General features: G+C 69.3%; 21 protein-coding genes. 9 read left to right on the top strand and 12 right to left on the bottom strand.

Annotated features, from left to right (window positions below; genetic code table 11):
• The first annotated feature begins 151 nt into the window (after window positions 1-151).
• The 3 genes from guaA to DJ81_RS02710 all read left to right on the top strand — a co-directional run bounded on the left by guaA (window position 152) and on the right by DJ81_RS02710 (window position 3,197).
• A complete protein-coding gene (gene guaA / locus DJ81_RS02720; RefSeq protein ID WP_094523786.1) occupies window positions 152-1,069 on the top strand; it encodes a glutamine-hydrolyzing GMP synthase in 918 nt (305 codons plus the stop codon).
• Complete coding sequence (locus DJ81_RS02715; protein WP_241881368.1) at window positions 1,069-1,488, top strand: CTP synthetase; 420 nt, start codon at window positions 1,069-1,071, stop codon at window positions 1,486-1,488. Before guaA ends, DJ81_RS02715 begins: the two co-directional genes overlap by 1 nt.
• Before the next feature lie 401 nt (window positions 1,489-1,889).
• Window positions 1,890-3,197, top strand: a complete 1,308-nt coding sequence (locus tag DJ81_RS02710) for an acetamidase/formamidase family protein (RefSeq protein WP_094588328.1) — start codon at window positions 1,890-1,892, stop codon at window positions 3,195-3,197.
• A gap of 38 nt (window positions 3,198-3,235) precedes the next feature.
• On the opposite strand, the gene rdfA is transcribed toward DJ81_RS02710, so the two are convergent.
• On the bottom strand, window positions 3,236-3,859 hold the full coding sequence (rdfA, locus tag DJ81_RS02705) for a rod-determining factor RdfA (RefSeq protein ID WP_094557469.1): 624 nt from the start codon (window positions 3,857-3,859) through the stop codon (window positions 3,236-3,238).
• A 150-nt stretch (window positions 3,860-4,009) separates the two neighbouring features.
• Between rdfA and lhgO the strand changes: the two genes are divergently transcribed.
• A complete protein-coding gene (gene lhgO / locus DJ81_RS02700) occupies window positions 4,010-5,218 on the top strand; it encodes an L-2-hydroxyglutarate oxidase (protein WP_094523789.1) in 1,209 nt (402 codons plus the stop codon).
• Window positions 5,219-5,427: 209 nt separating this feature from the next.
• Window positions 5,428-6,900: an acetyl-CoA hydrolase/transferase C-terminal domain-containing protein gene (locus DJ81_RS02695; protein WP_094588327.1), complete on the top strand. Its 1,473-nt coding sequence runs from the start codon at window positions 5,428-5,430 to the stop codon at window positions 6,898-6,900.
• A gap of 42 nt (window positions 6,901-6,942) precedes the next feature.
• Here DJ81_RS02695 and DJ81_RS02690 read toward each other — a convergent pair whose 3' ends face one another.
• From DJ81_RS02690 to DJ81_RS02655, 8 genes are all read right to left on the bottom strand, one after another.
• Window positions 6,943-7,176 carry a hypothetical protein gene (locus DJ81_RS02690; protein WP_094588324.1) on the bottom strand — a complete coding sequence of 78 codons (234 nt, stop codon included), beginning with the start codon at window positions 7,174-7,176 and terminating at the stop codon, window positions 6,943-6,945.
• Entirely contained in the window at window positions 7,173-9,164 is a 1,992-nt protein-coding gene (locus DJ81_RS02685; RefSeq protein ID WP_094588322.1) for a TRAP transporter fused permease subunit, read from the bottom strand. The genes DJ81_RS02690 and DJ81_RS02685 overlap by 4 nt, the downstream gene beginning before the upstream one ends.
• Before the next feature lie 156 nt (window positions 9,165-9,320).
• The gene (locus DJ81_RS02680) at window positions 9,321-10,454 is read right to left on the bottom strand and encodes a TAXI family TRAP transporter solute-binding subunit (RefSeq protein ID WP_094588320.1); all 1,134 of its coding nucleotides are present in this window, start codon (window positions 10,452-10,454) and stop codon (window positions 9,321-9,323) included.
• A gap of 111 nt (window positions 10,455-10,565) precedes the next feature.
• Window positions 10,566-10,994 (bottom strand): universal stress protein, encoded by a 429-nt coding sequence (locus DJ81_RS02675; RefSeq protein ID WP_094588318.1) that lies wholly within the window; start codon window positions 10,992-10,994, stop codon window positions 10,566-10,568.
• A gap of 120 nt (window positions 10,995-11,114) precedes the next feature.
• The gene (locus tag DJ81_RS02670; protein WP_094588316.1) at window positions 11,115-11,936 is read right to left on the bottom strand and encodes a fumarylacetoacetate hydrolase family protein; all 822 of its coding nucleotides are present in this window, start codon (window positions 11,934-11,936) and stop codon (window positions 11,115-11,117) included.
• A 21-nt stretch (window positions 11,937-11,957) separates the two neighbouring features.
• Window positions 11,958-12,305 carry a cupin domain-containing protein gene (locus tag DJ81_RS02665; RefSeq protein ID WP_094558104.1) on the bottom strand — a complete coding sequence of 116 codons (348 nt, stop codon included), beginning with the start codon at window positions 12,303-12,305 and terminating at the stop codon, window positions 11,958-11,960.
• Window positions 12,302-13,090 carry an SDR family oxidoreductase gene (locus DJ81_RS02660; protein ID WP_094523797.1) on the bottom strand — a complete coding sequence of 263 codons (789 nt, stop codon included), beginning with the start codon at window positions 13,088-13,090 and terminating at the stop codon, window positions 12,302-12,304. The genes DJ81_RS02665 and DJ81_RS02660 overlap by 4 nt, the downstream gene beginning before the upstream one ends.
• Before the next feature lie 89 nt (window positions 13,091-13,179).
• The gene (locus tag DJ81_RS02655) at window positions 13,180-14,532 is read right to left on the bottom strand and encodes a DUF362 domain-containing protein (protein WP_094588314.1); all 1,353 of its coding nucleotides are present in this window, start codon (window positions 14,530-14,532) and stop codon (window positions 13,180-13,182) included.
• Window positions 14,533-14,655: 123 nt separating this feature from the next.
• Between DJ81_RS02655 and DJ81_RS02650 the strand changes: the two genes are divergently transcribed.
• The 3 genes from DJ81_RS02650 to DJ81_RS02640 all read left to right on the top strand — a co-directional run bounded on the left by DJ81_RS02650 (window position 14,656) and on the right by DJ81_RS02640 (window position 18,300).
• Complete coding sequence (locus tag DJ81_RS02650; RefSeq protein WP_094523799.1) at window positions 14,656-15,765, top strand: mandelate racemase/muconate lactonizing enzyme family protein; 1,110 nt, start codon at window positions 14,656-14,658, stop codon at window positions 15,763-15,765.
• 28 nt (window positions 15,766-15,793) lie between these two features.
• A complete protein-coding gene (locus DJ81_RS02645; protein ID WP_094527321.1) occupies window positions 15,794-17,011 on the top strand; it encodes a mandelate racemase/muconate lactonizing enzyme family protein in 1,218 nt (405 codons plus the stop codon).
• A 128-nt stretch (window positions 17,012-17,139) separates the two neighbouring features.
• Window positions 17,140-18,300 carry an acyl-CoA dehydrogenase family protein gene (locus DJ81_RS02640; protein WP_094527322.1) on the top strand — a complete coding sequence of 387 codons (1,161 nt, stop codon included), beginning with the start codon at window positions 17,140-17,142 and terminating at the stop codon, window positions 18,298-18,300.
• Window positions 18,301-18,333: 33 nt separating this feature from the next.
• On the opposite strand, the gene DJ81_RS02635 is transcribed toward DJ81_RS02640, so the two are convergent.
• Both DJ81_RS02635 and DJ81_RS02630 read right to left on the bottom strand, forming a co-directional pair.
• The gene (locus tag DJ81_RS02635) at window positions 18,334-19,293 is read right to left on the bottom strand and encodes a D-2-hydroxyacid dehydrogenase (protein ID WP_094588312.1); all 960 of its coding nucleotides are present in this window, start codon (window positions 19,291-19,293) and stop codon (window positions 18,334-18,336) included.
• Window positions 19,294-19,425: 132 nt separating this feature from the next.
• Complete coding sequence (locus tag DJ81_RS02630) at window positions 19,426-20,679, bottom strand: MFS transporter (protein WP_094588310.1); 1,254 nt, start codon at window positions 20,677-20,679, stop codon at window positions 19,426-19,428.
• A 151-nt stretch (window positions 20,680-20,830) separates the two neighbouring features.
• On the opposite strand from DJ81_RS02630, the gene DJ81_RS02625 reads away from it, so the two are divergent.
• Window positions 20,831-21,616, top strand: a complete 786-nt coding sequence (locus DJ81_RS02625) for an IclR family transcriptional regulator (protein ID WP_094588308.1) — start codon at window positions 20,831-20,833, stop codon at window positions 21,614-21,616.
• A 763-nt stretch (window positions 21,617-22,379) separates the two neighbouring features.
• On the opposite strand, the gene htpX is transcribed toward DJ81_RS02625, so the two are convergent.
• The gene (htpX, locus tag DJ81_RS02620) at window positions 22,380-23,249 is read right to left on the bottom strand and encodes a zinc metalloprotease HtpX (protein WP_094523805.1); all 870 of its coding nucleotides are present in this window, start codon (window positions 23,247-23,249) and stop codon (window positions 22,380-22,382) included.
• Window positions 23,250-23,277: the final 28 nt, after the last annotated feature.

Below are 23,277 nucleotides of genomic sequence, written 5' to 3'. Positions count from 1 at the left end.
GCGCCCGGACCACCCGTTCTTCTTCGGGACGCAGGCGCACCCCGAGTTCCGGTCGCGGCCGGACCGCGCGAGCCCGCCGTTCGTCGCCCTCGTGGAGGCGGCGCTGGGATCGACGGACACAACCGAGCGGAACGCGGACGTGAGGCTATAGATGGTCGAGACGGAGGCATTCATCGACGAGGCGATAACCGAGATCCGGGAAGCGATCGGCGACGCGAACGCCGTGATCGCCCTCTCCGGCGGGGTCGACTCCTCGGTCGCGGCGACGCTCGCGTACGAGGCGGTCGGCGACCAGCTCACCCCCGTCTACGTCGACACGGGGCTGATGCGGAAGGGCGAGACGGCGGAGATCCGCGACACGTTCTCGTTCATGGAGTCGCTGCGGGTGATCGAGGCGCAGGACCGCTTCTTCGAGCGGCTGGCGGGCGTCACCGACCCCGAGGAGAAGCGCCACGTCATCGGCGAGGGGTTCATCGACGAGTTCGAGAGCGTCGCCCGCGACGCCGACGCCGACTACCTCGTGCAGGGGACGATCTACCCCGACCGCATCGAGTCCGAGGGGAACATCAAGTCGCACCACAACGTCGGCGGGCTCCCCGAGGTCGTCGACTTCGAGGGCATAGTCGAACCGGTCCGCGACCTGTACAAAGACGAGGTCCGCGAGGTCGCCCGCGAACTCGGCTTGGAGGAGATCATCTCCGAGCGCATGCCGTTCCCCGGCCCCGGGCTCGCCGTCCGCATCGTCGGCGAGGTGACCCCGGAGAAGGCCGCGGTCGCCCGCGAGGCGACGCACGTCGTCGAGGAGGAGCTGGAGGAGTACGACCCGTGGCAGGCGTTCGCCGCGGTCCTCGGAAAGGCGACCGGGGTGAAAGGCGACAACCGCGTCCACGGCTGGGTCGTCGCCGTGCGCTCGGTCGAGAGCCGCGACGGGATGACCGCCCGCGCGCAGGAGCTCGACTGGAGCACGCTCCAGCGGATCCAGAGCCGGATCACCGGCGAGAACGAGAGCGTCGCCCGCGTCGTCTACGACGTGACTCACAAGCCGCCCGCGACGATCGAGTACGAGTGATGGCGGGCGAATCCGCTCGCCCCGACGGCGGTCGCGCCGAGGGCGACCGCGCCGGCGAGACGGGCCCTGACGGCGGCGCGCTCGCCGTCGTCGCCGGCCCCGACGAGCACGGCCTCGGCGAGGAGCTGGCCGCGCTCGGCGTCGAAATCCGCCGGATCGACGGGCTCGTCACCGCCGACGCGCTCACCGACGCCGGCATCGCCGACGCCGCCTACTTCGTCCTCACCGACGTCGAGGAGGCGACCGGGATCCCGATCGCTAAGGAGCTGCACCCGGGCGTCCTCGCCGTGACGTACGCCGAGCGGTCCCTGCCGGAGTTCGTCGCGGGCGTCGCCGACCTCGCGATCGACCCGGCCCTGATGGACGCCGCGACCGTCGCCGAGGAGCTGGTCGACGGCGCCGCCGACCGCGCGGCGTAGTCGGGTCACCACGCCGACCCCGGCCCCGAAGCCGACATTTATAAGAAACGCGAGTATTCTTCGAATCGGACTGTTGTTCGACATCGAAATTTCAGTCGTCGTCGCCGGTCCGGCGAGAACGCCGTTTCTGCGGGTTTTTGCCCGCGTACGCTCGTGTCTCCGACTCACGCCGGTCACCGTCGAACTCACCGAGAATAGTCCTCTGAAATCCATTTAAACGGCGTTTAGCGGACGATAAGTCCCAGATCTGCGTTCAGTTCCCGGCTCGTCGACGTTTTGTACCTCGAAATGACTGGTATCTCATTTACTATTTGTTTTGAAACATCCTCTCTCTGCGCGACCGCCGCCGCGGTTCCGCGAGCAGTAGCATTATTTCGGTGTGCACCGTACTATGGTGTGTTATGTCACAGCAAGAGATCGAAGAGGAGCTGTACGTCGACCAGTACACGCTCGGGCTGGTGGGTCCCGATCAAGAGTGGGCCGGCACCGTCGCCGACGGCGGCACGGTGACGACGTACACGCCGCCGGGCTGTTGGGGGCCGATGGTCACCCCCTCGTTCCGGGGCGGTCACGAGGTGACGCGACCGATCCGCGTCGAGGGCGCCGAGGTGGGCGACGCCGTCGCGATCCGCATCCGCGACGTGGAGGTGACGAGCCTGGCGACGAGCACGGGGTCGATGGCCGAACGCGAGGCGGCGTTCCGCGACGACCCGTTCGTCGACCACCGCTGTCCGGAGTGCGGGACGACGTGGCCCGACTCCTACGTCGAGGGGACCGGCGAAGACGCGATCCGCTGCGCCGAGTGCGGCGCCAACGCCTCGTCGTTCGGCTTCGAGTACGGCTACACCGTCGCGTTCGACCACGAGAACGCGGTCGGCGTCACGCTCGACGAGGAGGGGGCCCACGAGCTCGCGCTCGACGCCGACGAGGTGATGGACATCCCCGAGAACTCCCGGCAACACCCGATCCTGCTGTACGAGCCGGACGGCATGCCCGGCACGCTCGGTCGCCTCCGGCCGTTTATCGGCAACATCGGGACGACGCCGTCGGTGACGATGCCCGACTCGCACAACGCGGGCGACTTCGGGCAGAGCCTCATCGGCGCCGACCACGACTACGGCGTCGAGACCGAGGCGGACCTCGAGAAGCGCACCGACGGCCACATGGACATCCCGGAGGTCCGGCCGGGCGCCACGCTGATCTGCCCCGTCGACGTCGACGGCGCCGGGATCTACGTCGGCGACCTCCACGCGAACCAGGGGGACGGCGAGCTCTCCCTCCACACCACCGACGTGAGCGGCACCGTCACCATGGACGTGGAGGTGATCGAGGGGCTCGAACTCGACGGCCCCGTGCTGCTCCCGAACGAGGAGGACCTCCCGTTCATCAGCGCGCCGTACACCGACGCCGAGCGCGAGGCCGGCCGCGAGCTCGGCGCCGAGCACGGCGTCGAGACGGAGACGGAGATGGCGCCGATTCAGGTCGTCGGCTCCGGCGCCACCGTCAACGACGCCACGCAGAACGCCTTCGACCGCGCGACGAAGCTCCTGGACATGAGCGAGGGCGAGGTCCGCGGGCGCTGCACGTTCACCGGGGGCGTCCAGGTCGGGCGGCTCCCGGGCGTCGTCCAGCTTGACATGCTGGCGCCGCTCGCCGTCCTCGAAGACCGCGGCCTCGACGGGCCGGTCCGCGACCAGTACGACCTGTAGCGCCGCCGTCGGGCTACGCGTCCGTCTTCCCCGTCGGCCTACTCCTCCGGTTCCGTCGCCTCGCAGTCACAGCCCCCCGACGAGAGCAGGTCGGCGACGCCGTACCGCGAGCCGCAGTCCGTACAGAGCACGCTCACGTCCACCAGCACCCGGAACTCCCCGAGCGTGAGCGCCGGGGTCTTCCGGAGTCCCCGGAGCTTCGACTCCGCGACCGAGACCAGCCGGCCGCGGAGCTTCCCGATGGCCCGGGCCGCGGTCGTCGCGCGGTCGCCGTCGTCGGGCTCGTACTCCGCGCCGCGGTGGTCTTGGAGGTAGCTCCGGACGGCTTGGTACGTGACCACGTCGCAGTCGAGGGCGTCGACGTCGACCCCCTCGCGTTCGAGCCGCCGGCGGAGCTGCGTCCGGTCGGCGGCGGCGACGTCGTCGCTCGTCAGCGAGCGCACCACCGCGTCCAGCTCCCGCGCCGACAGGCGCACCCCGGTCTCGTCGAGCCGCGACTCGACGAGCGCGCGGTTGAACTCGTACGCGAGGTCGCGCAGGCTCGTGTGGTCGTCGCCGGTCGCCGTCCACCGCGCTTCCAGCTCGTCGCCGACGCCGTCTAAGTCGTACTCGTCGACGAGGCGCGCCACCTTGTTCCGGCGCCCGCCGCTCGTATCGGTCATTCGTTAGTACCACAGTCGGGCAGCGATATAGGCGTTACCGTGGCCCCGAGGGGCGGCGGCGGGACCGCTCGGAGACGGCGCCGCGACCCCCCGCCGGCCCGCGCCGAACGGCACCTATATGCCACCGCTCCCGGATCCGTCGGACACGCAATGATGCGCCACGACGTCGCCATCGTCGGCGGCGGCTGCGTCGGCCTGTCGGTCGCCAAACACCTCGCCGAGCGAACCGACCTCGACGTCGCCGTCCTAGAGAAGGAACACCACCTCGCCGCCCACCAGAGCGGTCGGAACTCCGGCGTGCTCCATCCCGGGTTCAACTACCCGCCGGGCTCGAAGAAGGCGCGGTTCGCCACCGAGGGCACCGCCCGGATGAAGGCGTACTGCGAGGAGCACGACGTCCCCTGCGAGGAGCTGGGCGTCCTCGTCGTCGCGACGGACGACGAGGAGGAGGCGCGGCTCGACGACCTCGCCGAGCGGGCCGAGGCCAACGGCGTCGCCTACGAGCTGCTCGACTCCCGCGAGGCGATCCGCGAGCACGAGCCGCACGCGGAGGGCCAGGCCGCGTTCCACGCCCCGGAGGCCGCCTCCGTCGACTCCGAGCAGTACGTCTACGCGCTCGCCCGCGAGGCCCGTGACCTCGGGGTTACCATTTATACGGGCTACGAGGTCTCGCGGATCGAGGAGGCGGCCGAGGGGTACCGGCTCGACACGAGCAACGGCCGTTTCGAGGTCTCCTCCCTCGTCAACGCCGCCGGGCTCCACGCCGACACGCTGGCCCACCAGGTCGGCGTCGGCGAGGAGTACCAAGTGGTCCCGTTCCGCGGCGAGTACTACGAGGTGCGGCCCGAGCGCGCCGAGCTCTGCGAGACGATGATCTACCCGACGCCGAACCCCGAGCTCCCTTTCCTCGGCGTCCACTACACCCGCCGCACGGACGGGAAGGTGATCGTCGGCCCGAACGCGGTCCTCGCGTTCGGCCGCGAGGCGTACGACAACACCGACGTCGACCCCCGCGAACTGCTGGAGACGCTCACCTACGGCGGCTTCCGGCGGCTGCTCGCCTCGCCGCTGATGCTCTCGGTCGCGTGGGCGGAGCTGAACAAGTCGTACCGGAAGGAGAAGTTCGCGGCGGCCTCCCAGAAGCTCGTCCCCGACGTGCGCGCCGAGGACCTCCGGAAGAGCTACGCCGGGATCCGCGCGCAGCTCGTGAGCGCCGACGGCGAGTTGGTGAAAGAGCCGCTGTTCGTCGAGCGCGAGGACGCCGTCCACGTCCTCAACGCCGTCTCCCCCGGACTGACCTCCTCGCTGCCGTTCGGCGAGCACATCGCGGAGCGGCTCGCGGCGAAGGTGACCGTTTAAGTCCCGGCCGGCCGACGTTGCGACCGCCACTCACGGGGCGGCGCCGGAGCCCGGGCTCCCCACCGCACGCCCCGCGTCGGACCCATGACACCACACACGCCCATCCCGACTCGCGGCGGCCCCGCCCGGGCCGCCGTCGACGGTCGCACCGCTCCTCGCGAGCGCCACGCCACTCGCGAGCGCTCCACCCGTCCGGACCGAGGGGACCGATGAGCCGCGGTCCCGACCGGCGGCCGGTCGAGCGCCGGCTCCACGGCGACGTGCCGATCGTCGACGCCGAGGCGGCGGCCGCCGCGGTCGACGCCGACGCGACGGTGCTCACGAGCGGCTTCGGCAGCGTCGGCTACCCGAAGGCGATCCCGCTCGCGCTGGCGTCGTCGCCCCGCGACCTGTCGCTCACGCTGGTCGCCAGCGGGAAGGTCGGCGACGAGATCGACGTCGACCTCGTCGGCTCCGGGCAGGTCGAGCGCCGGTTCTCCTACCAGTCGTCGCGGGTCGCCCGCGAGAAGACCGACGCCCGCGAGATCGCTTTCAGCGACCGTAACGCCTCCTCGATCGGCGACGAGGTCCAGTACGGCGGGCTCGTCGACCCCGACGTCGCCGTCGTCGAGGCGGTCGCGGTCGGCGAGGACTGGTTCGTCCCCTCCACGTCGCTCGGGCAGGTGCCCGCCTTCGTCGAGGCCGCCGACGAGCTGTACGTCGAGCTGAACCGCCACCAGCCGCTCGAACTGCAGGCGCTCCACGACGTCTACCGCCCCGACGCGCCGCCGGACCGCGGACCGATCCCCCTCTCCGACCCCGGCGAGCGAATCGGCACCGCACACGTCGGCTTCGACCCCGAGAAGCTTGCGGGCGTCGTCGAGACGGAGATTCCCGACTCGACGTACACCTTCCGGGACCCGACGGACGACGACCTCGCGATCGCCGCCAACCTCGGTTCGTTCCTCCGCGAGGAGCTGGATCGCTCCCCCGTCTTCGACGACGCGGTCCACCTCCAGTTCGGCGTCGGATCGCTCGGCAACGCCCTGATGGGCGAGCTCCAGGCGCTCGACTTCGGCGACCGCGAGGTCGTCTACTTCGGCGAGCTCATCCAGGACGGGCTCTTCGACATGCTCGACGAAGGCGGGCTGGCGGCCGCGAGCGCCACGTCGCTCGCGCTCACCGACGAGGGGCAGGCGCGGCTCTTCGAGGACGTCGAGCGCTACGCCGAGGACGTGGTGCTCCGGCCGGCCGACGTCTCCAACCACCCGGGGCTCATCGACCAGTTCGGCGTGATCGGCGTGAACAGCGCCATCGAGTTCGACCTCTACGGCAACGTTAACTCCACGCACGTCCGCGGCGAACGCATGATAAACGGCGTCGGCGGCTCGGCCGACTTCAACCGGAACTCGCTGATCACGGTGTGTGCGCTCCCCTCCGCGCTGAACGACGGCGCGGTCTCGCGGGTCGTCCCGCAGACCTTCCACGTCGACCACACGGAACACGACGTCGACGTCTTCGTCACCGAGCAGGGCGTCGCCGACGTGCGCGGGCTCTCGCCGGTCGAGCGCGCGGAGCTGATCGTCGACCGCTGCGCGCATCCCGAGTTCGCGCCGGAGCTGCGCTCGTACCTCGACGACGTCTGCGAGCGGGAGTACCACATCCCCCAAGACGTCGAGCGCGCCGCTGAGTGGTTCGAGTAGGACAGAAAAAGCGGTCGGCGGGGCGCTACGTCGTGCGCCCGCTCACAGCAGTTCGAGGAAGATGAGCAGCCACCAGACGTAACCGCCGGCGAGCGCGAGCGCGGTGAGCAGTTCGAGGGCGCCGACGTACTTCTCGCCGTGGGTCCGGCGGAACGCCTGCACCTTCTCGACCTGATTCCACACCGGCATCAGCGGCTCCGGAATGATCTCACCGAGCCCGCCGGCCTGCTGTGCGGACTGCTCGGCGACCGCCTCGGGGGAGCCGTCGTCGCTCATTGGCTCGCCCCCCTGCCGAACGGCAGCTTGAGGCCGCGGATCATCACCTTCTCCGCGACGAAGACGGCGGCGAAGACGGCGATCCCGGCGATCTTCGCGGTGTTGCTCGGGTACGCCATGATGAGGACGCCGAGCGTCGCGAGCAGGGCCCGCGTGCCGATCTTCCTCCCGGGGCGCATCTTGAACGGGTAGTTCAGCCCGTAGATGATCGCCACCGCGCCGAGCAGCACGAGCAGCCCGACGTACAGCGTGTTGAGTCCCGGATCCATCGAGATCATGTCGGGGTTGTAGACGAACGCGACCGGGAGGACGAACAGCGGCGCGGCGATCCGGATCGCGGCCCCGCAGGTCCGCCAGAAGTTCGCCTCCGCGATCCCCGCCGCGATCACTGCCGCGGTCGCCACCGGCGGCGTGATCCCCGCGAGGATGGCGGCGTAGAACATCGTGTAGTGGGCCGTGATGGGAGCGACGTTGAAGTCGGAGACGAACGTCGGCACGATGAGGATGGCCACGATGACGTACGCCGCGACCGTCGGCATGCCGACGCCCATCAGGATGGCGACGGCCATCCCGAGCAGGACCGCGAACAGCAGGACGCCGCCCGAGATGTTGATGAGCAGCAGCGCGATCTTCGCCGGGATGCCGGTCGTGCCGAACAGGTTCACGACGCCGCTGATGACGACGAGGATGATCGCGATCGGCGCGAGGATGATCGCACCCCGCCGGATCCCGTGAACGGTGTTTTTCACCTGCGTGACGAACTCCTCGCCCGGACCGGTGCCCGAGCTGTCGACGACCCGCTGGAGCGGCGGCATGAGTACCCCCGTGAGCATCATCGCGACGACCGTGTACAGCGCGGACGTCATCACCGTGTACTGGGCGATCCCGAGCAGGTAGATGAGTATCGCGAACGGGACGCCGAAGCGGAGCGCCTCGAACACCTTCTTCTCCGTCGAGAGCTCCTCGTCGAAGAACTCGGAGAACTCCATCTCCTGGCTGCTGGCGTCGGAGATGGCGAGGTAGTGGACCGCGATGGAGATGGAGACGACAAGGATGGCGGCCGGCACGAGGCCGGCGACGACGATACTGAGGTACGGGACGCCGAGGTACGACGCCATCACGAACGCGGACGCCCCCATCACGGGCGGGAGCACCTGCCCGGAGGTGGACGCGACCGCTTCGATGCCCGCCGCGCGGTGGCCCTTCATCCCGGCCTCCTGCATCGTCGGGATGGTGAACGAGCCCGTCATCGCCGCGTTGGCGGTGTACGAGCCGTTGATCGAACCGATGACCGCCGAGGAGAGCACGGCGGTCTGGGCGATCCCGGACTCGATGTACTTCGCGGCCACGATGGCGACCCGCAGGATGAGGTCGAACGCCCCGTACGCGAACAGCAGCCCGGCGTACAGCAGGAACGGCGCGATCCACGAGGCCGTGATCTGCGTGAGGCTCCCGTAGAAGCCGTACAGGTCCGTGACCGTCGCCTGCAGCAGCGTCGCCTGGTTCATCCCCGCGTGTCCCAGCACGCCCGGGACGAGGTTCCCGTACATCGCGTACGCGAACACGCCGATGACGAGCCCGAGGAACACGTTGCCGAACTCGCGCCAGGTGAGGTACATCAGCGAGAGGATGACGAGCCGCGCGAGCATGTACTCGTGTTCGAGCGCGTACCCCTGCCGCTGGAGGTAGACGTCTTGGAAGTTGACCGCGAAGAACGCCGACGCGGTCATCAGCGCCAGCGACGCGGGGATCAGCACGGCGCCGTCGATCCAGTCGCCGTCGCTGATGGCGAGCCGCGTCTCGTTGAGCGCGTACACCGTCAGGATGCCACCGACGAACGCGGTGGCGAACCGCACCTGCGAGATGGCTTGGGTCTGGGCCCAGTAGAGCACCCCGGCCCAGAACAGCAGCGCCGCCGCCGTGACCGTGACGTCGAGCCCCCGCAGGAGTCCGGATTCGGGCTCCGTTGAAGCGGTTTCTGTGCTCATTGGCGCCAGCGTCCGTTAGCGAGGATGTTCGTCCGCCCGGGTGTGGTCGGTCGTGTCATAGTTAGTGTCTGGATTGTCGATTACGCATTCGATGATTTTAAATTACTGATCGGTACGCCCCGAAGAGCGGGGAGGAAAAGCCGGGCTACCGGCCGATCAGGCGCTGTCGCCTTCGGTCAGGTTGTCGTCCCACGCGTCGTTGTCCCGGTAGTACTGCACGGCGCCGCGGTGGACCGGGATGTTCGACCGGGCCGAGCTGAGCATGTCCGCGGTGGACTCGAAGTCGTTGAACTGCTCTTCGCCCTCGTTGACGACGTCGTTGTGCTCGTCGACGACCCGGCACAGCTCGTAGACGGCGTCCGGGTTCGCCTCGGGGTTGAACGTGTAGTTGACCTCGAGGTTCCAGTGGAACACCTCGTCGGTGCCGATGTCCGTGCCCGCGATGGACCAGTCGTCGTAGCTCGTGGTGCCGGTCCCGGCGCCCGCGTACGACTCGGCGGACTCGCGGAGCGCGTCCGTCGGCTCCACGTAGTGGACGTCGATGCGGGAGGCGATCTCCTGGACGAATCCGGTGTACCGCACGCCGGGCGTCCCGTACGCGATGCTGGCGTCGATGTTGCCCTCCTCCATCGCGCCGGGCGCGTCGCCCACGCCCATGTTCTGGATGTTCATCTCCTCGTAGACGTCCGCCGTCGGCTCCTGCGACCAGACGTCGAGCGTCGTCGCGCGCGTCGAGTATCCCGGCTCGGCGGGGTAGACGTTCGCGCCGGCGAGGTCGTCGAACGTCTCGATCCCCGTGCCGTCGCGGGCGATGACGTAGATGCTGTACGGGAACGCGTAGAAGCCGTACTGCGGGATGCGCTCGACGCCCTGCTCCTCGAACGCCCCCCTGTCGTCGAGCGCCTTCGACAGCGAGTTGTTGTCGGTGATGCCGGCGTTGAACTGGTTGTTCGCCATCCGCCGGATCGTCCCGATGTAGCCCGGGCTCTCGATCGTCGAATACTCGAGGGTGTCGCTCTCCTGGCTCACCGCGCGCTCGACGGCGAGTCCGACGTCCTGCGTCCCGCCGGCCGACGTCCCGACGCGCAGCGAGAGGTCTTGGCTCCCGCCGTCGGAGCCGTCCTCGCCGTCGTCGCCGTCCATTCCGTCGCCGCCGTCCTCGCCGTCGCCGCCGTCGGATCCGTCGGAGCCGTCTCCGCCGTCGCCGCCGGCACAACCCGCGAGTCCGGTGATACCTACCGCGCCCGTGCCGTACAGGAACTTGCGCCGATTGACTGAGTTATCTGCCATGCTCAACCGTGTACATTCGGTCGATCATTAACAATGTACCTGTTTGTTTCAGTTTAAACGGAGAGAATACTCCACGCCGTGAACCCTGTCGAACACGTCGCGGCCGCCGACTTACTCGTCGAGGATCACCGTCACCGGACGGTCGGCCGCGAGCAGCACCGACTGGGTCGTGCTCCCGAACAGCATCTTGCCGGTCGGGCTCCGGCGCCGCCCGCTCATCGTGATGTTGTCGACGTCGAGCTCCGCGGCGACCTCGATGATCGTCTCGGCGGGGTCGCCGTGCTCGCGCCGCCTGGCCGTCTCGACGCCGGCCTCCGCCAGCCGGTCCTCGACGGTCCCGACGGCCTCCGGGTAGTTCTCCTCGTTCCACACGTCCTCGGAGTCGACGCGGCCGCCCTCGCCGCTGACCTCGAACCCCTCGTAGACGTTGAGTATCACCGCCTCGACCTCGTCGGCGGCGTTCGGCAGCGACGCGACGGCGTCAGCCGCGGCCAGTACGTGCTCGACGTCCCCGCCGACGGGGAGCAGTACGCGGTACATATCGACACCTAACCGAACAGCGGGTAATAAAGATGGCTGCCGGCGGCGCGGTCGGCGGACGCCGCCCCCCGGTCGACACGCCGACCGCCTACCACGCCGACCGCCTACCGCGCCGACCGCCTACCGCGTCACCGGCGCGTCGACCGCGCCGATCGACTCGACGACCGCCCGCACCTCGTCGCCGGGGTCGATGGGCGCCGCGCCGGGCGTCCCCGTGCTGAACAGGTCGCCCGGCTCTAACGTCATCACGTCGGAGTGGAACGAGACGATCTCCGCGGGCGGGAACAGCATGTTCCGGATCTCGTTTTCCGCCCGCACCTCGCCGTTGACCTCGGTCCGCACCGAGAGCGGCTCCAGGTCGAGCGGCTCCTCCGGCACCGCGAGCGCGGCGCCGGGCACGAGGAACGTGTCGTAGCTCTTCGCCCGCGTGAGGAAGCGCGGGTTCCGCTGGAGGACGTCCTCGGCGGTCATGTCGATCACGGGCAGGAACCCCGCGATCACGTCGTCGACGTCGCCCTCGTCGACGTTCCGGCACGTTCGGCCCATGACGACGGCCAGCTCCGCCTCGGCGGTCACCCGCTCGCTCTGCGACTCCGGCGGCAGTCGGATCGGACCGCCGGGCCCCGTCAGGACCGACGACGGCTTCATGAAGCTCGCCGGCTCCGTCGGGCGCTCCTCGTCGAGGTCGCCGGCGTGCTCCTCGTAGTTCAGCCCGATCCCCCACAGCTTCCCGAACGACGCCAGGGGGGCGCCGAACGTCACGTCCGCCGCCGGGACGGGGTCGGCGGTCGCGTCGGCGACGTCGCCGAGCGTCCCCGCGGCCGCCCGGGGGAGCGCGTCGCGGACGCTCTCCAGATCCGGTTCGACGGCGCCGAGAGGGACGTACCCCTCGTCGCCGCCGAGCAGGGGGTCGCCGGTCGCCGTGCGTGCGAGGTACTTCATCGGGGGGTCGCTCCGTTCATCTCACTCCTCGCGGTCCGTCCAGAAGTCGAACGAGCGACCGGGCGCGAACACGTCGAGGCCGACGGCGCGCTCGTCTCCGGTGTTCTCGACCCGGTGGGCCTCGTTGGACTCCAGCAGGACGGAGTCGTTCTTCTGGAGCGTGACCGAGTCGTCCTCGGTCGCGACCGTGAGCTCGCCCTCCAGACAGAGGCACACCTGCTCGTTCTCGTGGTCGTGCATCGGCGAGCTGTGGCCCGGCGGCTTCTCGAACCACTCGAAGGAGAACCGGTCGCTGCCCGCCATCGCCACGCGCCGCCAGCCCTCCTCGGGCTCGTACGTCTCCGCCTCGTCGAACGGGACCGGGTTCATAAGTTCGCTCCGGTCGAGCCGCCGTCGATCGGGAGCGCGGTGCCGTTGACGTAGCCGGACTTCGGCGACGAGAGGAACGCGACGGTGTTGCCGAGCTCCATCGGGTCGCCGATGCGTTCCAGCGGGTTCCCGGCCCAGTCGTCGAGCCCCTCCTCGTAGGAGTCGTAGTCGCCGCGCTCGACGGCGGCCTCGACGAGGTCGCGGATGCGGCTCGTCTCGTGGGGGCCGGGCAGGACGGCGTTCGCGCGCACCTCCGGCGCGAACTCCTTCGAGAGCGTCTTCTCCAACCCGATGACGCTCATCCGGACGGCGTTCGACAGCACGAGGCTGTCGATTGCCTCCTTCACGCTCCGGGAGGTGATGTTGACGATCGTGCCGCCGTCGCCCTCCTTGAGGTGCGGGTACGACTCCCGCGCCAGCCGGACGACGCTCATCACGAGCAGGTCGTAGGCGTGCTGCCAGTCCTCGTCGTCGGTGTCGAGGAATGCGCCCGAGGGCGGGCCGCCCGCGCTCGTCACCAGGTGGTCGATCGTGCCGAACTCGTCGACGGTCGTCTCCACGAGCGCCGCGACCTCGTCGGCGTCGGTCAGGTCGGCGGACTGCGCGACGACCTCGCCGGTCGCGACCGCCTCGACCTCCTCTTTCGCGGCCGCCAGCCGCTCCTCGTCGCGGCCGTTGATGACGACGTCGACGCCCTCGCGGGCCAACGCCTTCGCCGATGCCTTGCCGAGTCCGCTGGACGACGCCGTGACGAGGGCCGCGTTCCCGTCGATCTGTAGGTCCATGCCTCACCCATCCCGAGTGCGGCGTGAAAACGTTTCCCTACAGGCAAGGGGACGGGAATCCGTCGGACGAGGCGACCGCGGTCGGGGCGCTATGCGTCCGGACCGCCCGACGGGTCGGTCGCCGGTTCGGCGTCGACCTCACCCGCCGCGTCCTCGAACCCCGCCGTCCCGTCGTCGAACCCCACCGTCTCGCGGCCGACCACCGTCGCCGCCTCCGGGAGGTCGTCGACGGCGGCGTCGGAGACCAGGAGCTCCCCGAGGTCCTGCGTGTTCTGGACCCAGACGATCCGGACGGTCTCGGGGTCGTACCCCCCGAGCGCCGCCAGCGCGGTCCGGAGCGCGAACTCGTCGTCGGGCGCCACCACGGGGAGCTTCGACTTCGAGAGCGACCCGCTCGTGAGCGCGTTCGCGTACGTCTTCTTCAGGTCGAGCTGGTCGACCGCGGCCCGCCGGGTGAGGTCGGCGAGGCCGATCCCGTTGCCGTTCCCCTTCGTCGCCTCGGTCAGCCCCCGCACGTAGATGAGGTCGATGTCGGGGGTCTCGGGGTCGGGCGCGTTGAGGACGCGGTAGCGCCCGATGACGTTCGTGTCCATCCCGGCGCCGGATATCTCCTTGCCGATCTCGTCGATGACGAGGAGGTCGACGTCGTCGATCGGGAGCGTCGGCATCTCCTCGTACGCGCGCTCCAACAGCTCCGGTTCGCGGTCGAGGAACGACCCCGCGGGGACGGCCGCTAGGTGCCCGACCTCCTCCTCGAAGTTCTCGACGAGCGCGATCCCGCCGATCAGCGGCGTCTCGCGCTCGATAACGTCGAGCGCGGCGGTCAGCGTCTCGACGTACCCCTCGGCGATCGCCGTCGAGTGGAACGACTTGGCGCCGCGCTGCTTGCCGAGCCCGACGACGGTCATCTTCGCGAGCCCGCTCTCGATCGGCCCGGTGAAGTTGGTGTGGGCCTTCACGCGGTTCACGACGAGGGCGGCGTCGGCCGCGAGCGCCGCCTCCGAGAAGTACACCGGCATGTCGACGTCGCCCACGGGCGCCGTCGCCAGCGCTTCGGCGGCCATCCGCGCGTCGATCGGGGCGCCGACCGTCTCCTCCGTGATCCCGAGCGCCTCCAGCACCTCGCGCTGTCCCTCGGCCGTCGCGCCGCCGTGGCTGCCCATCGCGGGGACGACCACGGGGTCGAACCCGCGCTCGGCGACCTCGTCGACGACCGCCGCCGCGACCTCGTCGATCCGGTCGATCCCGCGGCTGCCGACCCCGACGGCCACGGTCGCGCCCGCGGGGAGGCCGTCGAGGTCGAGCGAGCCGAGCGCCTCGCGCGCCGCCCCGACGGGGTCGTCGAGGCGTTCGGTCTCCGGCTCGTACCGCACCCGCGCGAACCCCGGGAGCGGCTGCGGGTCGATGAGCCCGTCGACGTCGGATCGGTCGGGGAACTCCATGTGGGCCCCCTCGTGGCGACGATACAAAAACTGCGGGTGGTCGGCGCGGCTGCGGTCGGCACCGCGCCTGAGAGTGTTGCCGATACGGGGGTCTACTTGTACCCGTGTGACGCCGCTGCACGTATGCAGATAACCGAAGTCGAGTCGTTCCCGATCAAGCTGCCGCTGGAGTCGCCCGTCTCCTTCTCCAACCGGACGCTCACCTACCGGGACCACGCGATCACGTACGTGCGAACGGACACCGGTCACGAGGGGGTCGGCTACTCGCTGGGGTACGAGGGGGCCGGCCTCATCGCCGACGCGGTCGAGTCGCTGCTCGAACCGATCCTCGTCGGCGAGGACCCCCGCGACACCGAGCGCCTGTGGCACGAGATGTACGAGGGGAACGTCCAGATCGGTCGGACCGGTCTCTTCTTGCGCGCCATCTCCACGGTCGACATCGCGCTCTGGGACGCGAAGGCGAAGGCGGCAGACATGCCCCTCCACAAGCTGCTCGGCGGGCACTCGGAGTCGGTCCCGTCGTACGCCAGCGGCGGCTACTACCGCGACGACAAGGGCCACGAGGCGCTCCGTGACGAGATGCGGCGCTACCTCGACGAGGGCCACGACGTCGTGAAGATGAAGGTCGGGCGCCTGTCGGCCGACGAGGAGGCCGAGCGCGTCGCCGCGGTGCGCGACGAGATCGGCGACGAGCGTACCCTCCTGCTCGACGCCAACGGCGTCTGGGGCTCCAGCACCGAGGCGCTCCGCAACTGCCGGGCGTTCGAGCCGTACGACCCGTACTTCATCGAGGAGCCCGTGATGATCGACCGCGTCGACACGATGGCCGAGGTGAACGACGGGATCGACTACCCCGTCGCCACAGGCGAACTGGAGGGGACGCGGCACAACTTCGCCCGCCTCGCCGACACGGGCGCGGCGACGATCCTCCAGCCCGACGTCACCGTCTGCGGCGGGGTCACGGAGTGGCTGAAGATCGCGAACCACGCCTCGGCGTACGACATCCCCATCGCGCCCCACTACAACTGGAACATCCACGCGTCGCTGCTCGGGGCCATCGAGAACGGCCTCTGGGTGGAGTACTTCTACCGCGACATGGACGTGAAGGCGTTCGACGACGTCGTCGCCGACCCCGTGACGCCCGGCGACGACGGGATGATCGACCTCCCCGACCGCCCCGGCCACGGCGTGCCGCTCGACGAGGACGCGCTGGAGCGATTCAGAGACGACTGACCCCGACAAATATCACTCAACCAGACACATGCGAGACTACTCAGACCAGATCGACACCCGCGACCCGGACCGAGACGTACAGATCACCGGCCTCGACGCCTGCGTCGTCGAGGGGAACTTCGAGTGGAACCTGATCAGAGTGGAGACCGACGCCGGCGTCACCGGCATCGGCGAGGCGTACCGCGGCGGCGGCGTCCCGGAGCTCGTCGAGTACACGAACCGGTTCCTCGTCGGCGAGAACCCCCTCGACGTCGAGCGCCTGGTTCGGTACATCTTCCAAGAGATGTCGGGCCACGGCGGCACGACCGGGAAGGTCGTCACCGCGGCCTCCGGCATCGAGATCGCGCTGTTGGACGCCGCCGGGAAGATCCTCGGCCTCCCCGTCTACCAGCTGCTCGGCTCGAAGTACCGCGACGAGGTCCGGCTCTACTGCGACTGCCACGCCGGCGAGGCGTACGCGGTCGAGGACGGCGCGACCGCCTACGCCGACGCCGAGGCGTACTCCCCCGAGGCGTACGCCGCCGAGGCCGCCCGCGTCACCGACATGGGCTTTTCGGCGCTGAAGTTCGACCTCGACCTGCCGGCCGACAACGAGAACGACCCGTACAACGGGCGCCTGACGAACGCGGCGATCCGGGAGAAGAAGGAAATCGTCGCGGCCGTGCGCGAGGAGATCGGCTACGACGTCGACCTCGCGTTCGACTGCCACTGGGACTACTCCGTCGAGAGCGCGAAGCGGCTCGCCCACGAGTTAGAGGAGTTCGACCTGATGTGGTTAGAGGACCTGATCCCGCCGGAGAACATGGACGCCCAGAAGGAGGTGACGAAGGCGACGCGCACCCCGGTCGCGACCGGCGAGAACCGCTTCCGCGTCTTCGAGCTGTCGGACCTGATCTACGAGCACGGCGTCGACGTCGTCACCCCCGACCCGGCGACGGTGGGCGGGCTCACGGAGACGACGCGGATCGCCGACCGCGCCGAGGAGAACTACATGCCGATGTCCCCGCACAACGTCTGTAGCCCGGTGGGGACGATGGCCTGCGTCCACCTCGGCGCGGCCACGCCGAACTTCGACCTGCTGGAGTACCACGCGCTGGAGGTCGACTGGTGGGACGACCTGCTGGCGCGCGACGAGCCGCTGATCGAGGACGGGCGAATCGCGGTGCCGGAGGCCCCCGGGCTCGGGATCGAGCTCGATATGGACGTCGTCGAGGCGCACCTTCTCGAGGGGACCGACGGGTTCTGAGCCGCGCCCGTCGCAGGCGCGCTCTCGACTCGCCCCGACCCGCGAATCGACACGCGAAGCGACCCGCGATCCCAGCCGCTCGCCGGCCAAGAGTATACTTATTTATCCTTGGGATCGCAAGCGATCGTATGCTCGATTACTTCGACATGGAGTCGACTCTGTCCGAGGAGGAGCGGATGCTCGTCGACTCCGCCCGGTCGTTCATCGACGGCGAGGTCGACGACATCGGCCAGCACTGGATCGACGGCACGTTCCCGGAAGAGCTCATCCCGAAGATGGGCGAGATGGGATTCTACGCGCCGAATCTTGAGGGGTACGGTCTCCCCGGCGTCAGCGAGACGGCGTACGGCCTGCTGATGCGCGAGCTGGAGGCGTGCGACTCCGGGCTCCGCTCGATGGCGAGCGTGCAGGGCGCGCTGGTGATGTACCCGATCCACGCCTTCGGAAGCGACGAGCAGAAAGACGAGTGGCTGCCGAAGCTCGGCACCGGCGAGGCGGTCGGCTGCTTCGGGCTCACCGAGCCCGAGCACGGCTCGAACCCCTCCGCGATGGAGACGCGCGCCGAGGCCGACGGTGACGGCTACGTGCTCAACGGCTCGAAGACGTGGATCACGAACTCCCCGATCTCGGACGTCGCCGTCGTCTGGGCGAAGGACCGCACCGAGGACGGGAACCCCGTGCGCGGGTTCCTCGTCGAGACCGACCGCGACGGCGTCACCACCAACAAGATCGACGAGAAGCTCAGCCTGCGCGCGTCGATCACTGGCGAGATCAGCCTCCAGGACGTCCGCGTCCCCGCCGAGAACCGCCTCCCCGGCGTCGAGGGGATGAAGGGGCCGCTGTCGTGCCTGACGCAGGCCCGCTACGGCATCGCGTGGGGCGCGGTCGGCGCCGCGCAGGACTGCTTCGAGGTCGCCAAGGGGTACGCCACTGACCGCGAGCAGTTCGGGAAGCCGATCGGCGGCTTCCAGATGCAACAGCAGAAGCTCGCGGAGATGGCGACGCAGATCACGCTCGCGCAGCTGCTCGCCCACCGGCTCGCCGACCTCAAGGAGGCGGGCGAGATGCGCCCGCAACACGTCTCGATGGCCAAGCGCAACAACGTCCGGATGGCGCGCGACCAGTCGCGGATCGCCCGCGAGATGCTCGGCGGCAACGGGATCACCGCCGACTACTCGCCGATGCGTCACATGGCGAACATGGAGACCGTCTACACCTACGAGGGCACCCACGACATCCACACGCTGATCCTCGGCGAGGACATCACGGGGATACAGGCGTACCAGTAGTCCGGCGCTCGCTCCGTCTCCGACGGCGCCTTTTTAAACGACCTGATTTCTCAGTCCCTCGTACTCGCCGGTCTCGGCGACCCGCTCGAGGTTCTCGACGAGGACGTCGGCGCACCGCTCCCAGTACCTCGGCGTGTGGCCCGCGACGTGGGGCGTCAGGAAGACGTTCTCGAACCCCCACAGGTCGTGGTCGCTCGGGAGCGGCTCGGGGTCGGTGACGTCGAGCGCGGCGCCGTGGAGCGCGTTCGCCCGCAGCGCGTCCACGAGCGCCGGCGTGTCGATCACGCCGCCGCGCGCGACGTTGACGACGATCGCGTCCGTCGGCAGCGCGTCGAGCTCGGGCTCGCCGATCAGCCCCTCTGTCGTCTCCGTGAGCGGACACGCGAGGACGAGCACGTCGGTCCCCGGCAGGACGTCCGCGAGGTCGTCGTAGCCGACCACGTCGTCGGTCGGTCCCCCGTCCTCGACGGTGTGGCGGACGCCGACCGTGTCGACGTCGAACCCCTCGAACCGCTCGACCACGGTCTCGCCGATCGAACCCAGGCCGACGACGGTCACGGTGCTGCCGGCGAGTTCCGTGAACGACTGGAATCGGCGCCACTCCCGGCGCCGCTGGCGGCGGCGCCCCTCGTCGAGCCGCCGCGCGAACGTCAGCACCCAGCCGAGCACGTGCTCGGCGACGTTCGGGCCGTGGACGCCCGACGCGTTCGTCACCGCGACGCCGCGATCGGCGAGCGCGTCCAGCGGCAGGTGGTCGACGCCGGCGGCGTTGCACGCGAACAGCCGCAGGTTCTCGGCGGCCGCCACCTCCTCGGCGTCGATGTACTTCCCGGCAACGACGGTGGCCTCCCGCAGGTAGCGCCGGTGGTCGTCGGGCGTCGCGGCGAGGCGCACCTCCCGGTCGGGGAGGCGTCGGTCGAGAATCTCCGCGTAGTCGGCCGCCGGGATTCCGTGCGCGTCGTGGTCGAGCACCGCGACGTCGATAGTGGACATGCTCCACGCGTCGCGGTCGGTCGACAAAGTACCCGGGGTCGCGGTCGTCGGCGGCGTCGGCCCGCGGTCGTCGGCGGCGTCGGCCCGCGTCCGTCGGCGGCGTCGGCCCGCGTCCGTCGCGGTCCCCCGGAGCTACTCCCCCATCCGGATCGGCGGCGACGCGCTCATCAGGAGCAGGCAGCCGATCCCGACGCCCGCGCCGACGAGGCCGGTGCCGGCGCCGACCGCGCGGACCGCCGCCTCGAACCCGAGCGGGCGGGTCGCGACCGCGACGGCGACGCCCATGACCACCGGGGTCGCCGTCGCCGCCGCGCGCCCGCTCCCCTCGCCGAGGCTGACCAGTCCGCCGCGCAGGTCCGCGGGCGGGAGCGTCGTGATGACGCTCCGGTAGATGGAGAGCACGAGCCCGAACCCGATCCCCATGAACACGACGCCGACGGCGGCGACCGCGAACGATCGCGCGAGGAACGCTAGCGCGAGCCCGGCGCCCATCGACAGGTTCGTGGCGACGAGCGGGTAGAGCCGGTCGTCGAACAGGGAGGCGATCCGCCCGGCCTGCGTCGCGGCGAGCGCGTACGTGAGGCTCGCGACCGCCGCGAGGACCCCCGCCTCCGCCGGCGTGTAGCCGAGCACGTTGACGACGAGGATCGAGTTGTACGTGAGGAAGCCGAACCACGCGACGTTCGCGCTCCCGCGCGCCACGACCATCGTCCACGCCCGGCGGTGCGCGACGAGCGCGCGCATGTCTCCGATCTGCGCCCGGATCCCCGCCTCCGAACCATCGTCCGCCGCCTCGCTATCGAGCGGCTCCTCGAAGTACAGGTAGACGACCGCCGCGATCGGGAAGGCGACGGCGTACAGCAGGAACGGGTACTGCCACGCCATCCCGACGAGCACCCCGGCGGCCAGCGGGAACGCCGTCTGCGACAGCCCGGAGCCGGTGAACCGGAGCCCCTGCGCGGTCGCCTCCTTCGTGCCCGCGTACAGGTCGCCGAGGCTGGTGATGATGATCGGCGTGAGCGCGGCGAACCCGATCCCTTGGAGCGCGCGCAGGGCGAGCGCCGCGGCGAAGGCGGAGACGAAGGCGATGGCGGTGCCGGTGAGCCCGAACCAGACGAGTCCGAAGAGCAACACCGGCCGGCGCCCGTACCGGTCGGAGATCACGCCCGCGATCGGGATGACGACGATCGACGGCGCGGTGAACGCCGACATCATGAGCCCGATGTTCGCCGTCGACGCCCCGAGCGGCTCGACGAGCGATCCGAGCACGGGCGAGAGGAGCGCGGTGCCGAGCGGCGGGAGGACGTTGATGAGAAGCAGCAGCTGGAAGGGTCGCTCTCGGACGATCCCCGAGTCGGCTCCGGCGATCGACGAGCGGGATACCACGCATGGCCGCAGACGGTCGTCCGGATTAAACCTACGCGTAGGGGCAGGCGGTCGCGCGGCGGTCCCGCTCCGTCGCCGAGAGGCGGCAGCGACCGTCAAAAAACGTTCGACGTAATCGAACGCTTTTATACTTGGAGTCCGACGCGTGAGTATGAACGGAGGGCCGAAGGACGCCGATACGCCGGAAAAAGACGCGGTACGGACCGCCGAAACGATGTTCGACGTCGTGCAACGCCTCGTCGAGAACGACGGCGCGTCCCTGGCCGAGTTGGCGGCCGAACTCGACTACGCGAAGAGCACGGTGCACCGACACCTCCACACCCTAGCGGACCTCGGCTACGTCGTCCGGCGCGACGGGGGGTACCACGTCGGCCTCCGGTTCCTCGAGATCGGCGTCACCGCACGGAGCGGCTACCGCGGGTACGACCTCGTGCGCCAGAAGGTCGAGGAGATCGCGGAGGTCACCGGGGAGCGCGCCCAGTTCTTCGTCGAGGAACACGGGAAGGCGGTGTACCTCGCGCGGGCCGTCGGGGACCGGGCGGTCCGCACCGACCCCGGGATCGGCAGCCGCATTCCGCTGTACGCGGCGTCGGCCGGGAAGGCGATCCTCGCCGAGCTTCCGGAGCCCGAACTGTCCGACATGTTCGAACGCATGTCGTTCGAGCCGGTGACGGAACACAGCGTCACCGACCCGGACGAGCTCCGCGCGGAGATCGAGGCGGGACGCGAGCGCGGCTACTTCTTCAACAGGGAGGAGTCGCTCCGCGGTACCCACGCCGTCGGCGTCTCGATCTGCGACCCGGACGGCGAGGTGATCGGCGGGCTCAGCGTCACCGGCCCCTCGCACCGCCTGAACGGGGATCGACTCGAGTCCGAGATCCCGGACCTCCTGCTCGGCGCGGCGAACGAACTCGAACTCAACATCGCGCACATGTAGCGCCACGCCCGGCCGTTCGCGGTGCTCGTCCGTACGCGGCGTCCGTCCGTTCGCGGCGTCCGTTCGTTCGATATGATAGAACGCCGTTATCGGTCATCCGTGAACCGCCCGATCTCTTGTCGCGGCTCAAAATAACAGGAGTACTTTTGTTATCTTAACTCGGCTCCGGATAGTCGATCCGCCCCGTCCGAACCGGACCCCCGACACCGAATCGGGTCCTCAGCACGTGATTCATAAGTGTGTCACGATCGGGTGAACATTACGGAGCTGAAATTAATTGCTCCGCTCGCGACGGTGTTTACGCCCTCGATCTGCTCTGAGACCTCAAACGACGACTTCACCGCCAACGGCCGCCTTTCAACACTCTTCGCAACGCTACGGAGAGCGACGACCGGCGGCGATCACCAGTCGTCTCTCGTCGGCCTCCGTTCGCACCGTGAGTGTCTCAGTACCGTGTATCGGGCGTATAAAACGCGACGGACCGATCCGAGCTGTGTCGCTCACGTCCGATCTATCTTTTTGTTTCGCCGTCACTTACGCCCCAACGAATTCGAACGTATAATAGTACAATGATGTACCAATGTCTGTCATATACGAACTGAGACGGGAGGGATTTCCGGCCGCGACGGCGGCGTCGCGACTCCGGCTCTTCGACTGTCTCGTCGACCGACGGACGAGTGGTAACGGCGGAGGGTCGCTTCCGGCCCGCGGCCTTGGGGATCGCTTCCGGCTCGCCGTCCCGCGGCGAGCGACCGGGCCCGAATCAGGCCGTCTCCATCTCGCGCTCGAGGTCCCGGAGCCGCTCGATGCGGTTCTCGGTCGACGGGTGCGTCGAGGCGATCTTGCCGACGAACCCCGCCTTGATCGGGATGATGAAGAACGCGTTCATCTCCGCCTCCTGGCGGAGGTCCTCCTCCGGCACGCGGTCCATCCGCCCGTCGATCGTCATCAGCGCCGACGCGAGCGCACCGGGCTTCCCCGTGATCAGCGCGGCGCCCCGGTCGGCGGAGTACTCGCGGTACCGCGAGAGCGCGCGGATCAACAGGAACGAGACGATCCAGACGACGATGGAGACGAGCACCGCGACGATGACGGGCGCGCCCTGACGGTTGTTCCCGCCAAGCAGCCATCCCCACCGGACGATGAAGAAGGCGATCGTCGAGAGGAACGAGGCGATGGTCATCACCATCACGTCGCGGTTCTTCACGTGCGCGAGCTCGTGGGCGAGCACGCCGTCGAGCTCGTCCTCGTCCAGCGACCGGAGCAGCCCGGTCGTCACCGCGACGGTCGCGTTCTTCTTGTTCCGGCCGGTCGCGAACGCGTTCGGCACCTGCGTGTCCGCGACCGCGATCGTCGGCTTCGGGAGGTCGGCCTGCTGGCTCAGTCGCTCGACCCGCCGGTGAAGGTCGGGGTACTCGTCGGGGCTCACTTCGCGGGCGCCCATGCTCCGCAGGGCGAGCTTGTCGCTGAAGAAGTACTGGGCGATCGCGAACCCGCCGAGCATGACCAGCGGGAACAGGAAGTCGCCGAAGTATACGGTGAGCACGCCGACGAAGACGACGTAGAGGGCGAAGAGGAGGAACATCGTGAACGCCATCCGCCCACGGAGTCCCCAGTCGGTCTTCCATTCCATACCCGAGTTTTACCGTTCGTCGGATTAA

Source organism: Halorubrum sp. Hd13 (assembly GCF_002252755.1).
Classification (GTDB): domain Archaea; phylum Halobacteriota; class Halobacteria; order Halobacteriales; family Haloferacaceae; genus Halorubrum.
This window is presented reverse-complemented; position numbering and strand designations above follow the sequence as displayed.

What these genes read in the sequence shown, in the direction of transcription:
- lhgO (WP_094523789.1), top strand. Translation starts at nt 4,010, where the DNA reads ATGATGCGCCACGACGTCGCCATCGTCGGCGGCGGCTGCGTCGGCCTG.
- DJ81_RS02655 (WP_094588314.1), bottom strand. Translation starts at nt 14,532, where the DNA reads ATGGAGTTCCCCGACCGATCCGACGTCGACGGGCTCATCGACCCGCAG.
- DJ81_RS02680 (WP_094588320.1), bottom strand. Translation starts at nt 10,454, where the DNA reads ATGGCAGATAACTCAGTCAATCGGCGCAAGTTCCTGTACGGCACGGGC.
- DJ81_RS02665 (WP_094558104.1), bottom strand. Translation starts at nt 12,305, where the DNA reads ATGAACCCGGTCCCGTTCGACGAGGCGGAGACGTACGAGCCCGAGGAG.
- DJ81_RS02660 (WP_094523797.1), bottom strand. Translation starts at nt 13,090, where the DNA reads ATGGACCTACAGATCGACGGGAACGCGGCCCTCGTCACGGCGTCGTCC.
- DJ81_RS02640 (WP_094527322.1), top strand. Translation starts at nt 17,140, where the DNA reads ATGCTCGATTACTTCGACATGGAGTCGACTCTGTCCGAGGAGGAGCGG.
- rdfA (WP_094557469.1), bottom strand. Translation starts at nt 3,859, where the DNA reads ATGACCGATACGAGCGGCGGGCGCCGGAACAAGGTGGCGCGCCTCGTC.
- htpX (WP_094523805.1), bottom strand. Translation starts at nt 23,249, where the DNA reads ATGGAATGGAAGACCGACTGGGGACTCCGTGGGCGGATGGCGTTCACG.
- DJ81_RS02625 (WP_094588308.1), top strand. Translation starts at nt 20,831, where the DNA reads ATGAACGGAGGGCCGAAGGACGCCGATACGCCGGAAAAAGACGCGGTA.
- guaA (WP_094523786.1), top strand. Translation starts at nt 152, where the DNA reads ATGGTCGAGACGGAGGCATTCATCGACGAGGCGATAACCGAGATCCGG.
- DJ81_RS02645 (WP_094527321.1), top strand. Translation starts at nt 15,794, where the DNA reads ATGCGAGACTACTCAGACCAGATCGACACCCGCGACCCGGACCGAGAC.
- DJ81_RS02670 (WP_094588316.1), bottom strand. Translation starts at nt 11,936, where the DNA reads ATGAAGTACCTCGCACGCACGGCGACCGGCGACCCCCTGCTCGGCGGC.
- DJ81_RS02635 (WP_094588312.1), bottom strand. Translation starts at nt 19,293, where the DNA reads ATGTCCACTATCGACGTCGCGGTGCTCGACCACGACGCGCACGGAATC.
- DJ81_RS02710 (WP_094588328.1), top strand. Translation starts at nt 1,890, where the DNA reads ATGTCACAGCAAGAGATCGAAGAGGAGCTGTACGTCGACCAGTACACG.
- DJ81_RS02715 (WP_241881368.1), top strand. Translation starts at nt 1,069, where the DNA reads ATGGCGGGCGAATCCGCTCGCCCCGACGGCGGTCGCGCCGAGGGCGAC.
- DJ81_RS02695 (WP_094588327.1), top strand. Translation starts at nt 5,428, where the DNA reads ATGAGCCGCGGTCCCGACCGGCGGCCGGTCGAGCGCCGGCTCCACGGC.
- DJ81_RS02675 (WP_094588318.1), bottom strand. Translation starts at nt 10,994, where the DNA reads ATGTACCGCGTACTGCTCCCCGTCGGCGGGGACGTCGAGCACGTACTG.
- DJ81_RS02690 (WP_094588324.1), bottom strand. Translation starts at nt 7,176, where the DNA reads ATGAGCGACGACGGCTCCCCCGAGGCGGTCGCCGAGCAGTCCGCACAG.
- DJ81_RS02650 (WP_094523799.1), top strand. Translation starts at nt 14,656, where the DNA reads ATGCAGATAACCGAAGTCGAGTCGTTCCCGATCAAGCTGCCGCTGGAG.
- DJ81_RS02685 (WP_094588322.1), bottom strand. Translation starts at nt 9,164, where the DNA reads ATGAGCACAGAAACCGCTTCAACGGAGCCCGAATCCGGACTCCTGCGG.